This is a genomic window from Vibrio sp. Vb0937, from assembly GCF_033338855.1.
Genome location: NZ_JAWOTK010000478.1, coordinates 1 through 1,017 on the forward strand (window position 1 = coordinate 1; position 1,017 = coordinate 1,017).

General features: G+C 46.5%; 1 protein-coding gene. It reads left to right on the forward strand.

The genetic code is table 11. From position 1 onward, the window contains the following. Positions 1–1,002: sensor histidine kinase (locus tag R7P67_RS26645; protein ID WP_318086562.1), on the forward strand; the 1,002-nt coding region annotated here is incomplete at its 5' end. Positions 1,003–1,017: the final 15 nt, after the last annotated feature.

The window sequence follows — 1,017 nt, forward strand, 5'->3', positions numbered from 1 at the left end:
AATCGACCAATCATCAGCATTCCATTGGTTCAGCAGCACAACTTAGTCATTCAACTGCCGCATCGCTTACATCCTGCGAATGACTTCATACTGTACTTTTCCATTATCAAAGTGGTAATTGCCGCCGTGATTTTGGCTTTGTTCTCGCTTTTAATGGCACGCAACTTACAGCAACCGTTGGACAGACTCAGAGAGGCGAGCAAGAAGCTTTCGAACGGCGATTTTAATGTCAGTGTTGTGCAGGAGCTAAAGTCCAACACGCGAGAATTTAATGAACTCGCGCAAGATTTTGACCACATGACGAAAGAGATTCACTTGCTAGCGGAGAAGCAACGTCTTTTGATTCGCGATGTGTCCCATGAACTAAGAACGCCTCTTGCTAGACAGAACTTGGTTTTGCACCTTTTGCGTAAACGAGTTGGTGAAAGCGAACAAGGATTAGTGACGCGGCTGGAAGACGAAGCCAAAGAGCTGAATCATCTAATCAGTGACATTTTGGAATTTAGTCGCCTTGAGAATGCTCGCTACGACAAAGAGACCAAGCGTAGCGATCTTGAAGTGCTACTAGCCCCACAAGTTGAGCGTTGCAAAATCGATTTGAGGGAATCACAGAGCATTGTATTTATTTCACGTGTGACCGAGCCGAGAGCTTACTGTGAAGATACTCTCGTGGTGCGTTGTCTGAATAATCTAGTTGGCAACGCTATCAAATACGCGGGTGAAGATGCTCGGATCGAAGTGGCTCTGACTAATCAAGAAATCAATGGGCAGGCTTATCTGGTTATGTCTGTCTCTGACGATGGGCCTGGCATCCCAGAGAACAAGTTATCCGATATCTTTAACCCGTTTACCCGCTTGGATGCCTCGCGAGACAAAAAGCTTGGTGGATACGGCCTTGGACTGGCGATCGTTAAGGAATCGATGCGAATGATGGGGGGGTCCGTCAATGCAGAGAATCGTTCTCAAGGTGGTTTAACCGTGAGTTTGGTGTTCAGACAATAACGGGTAACAATGAAG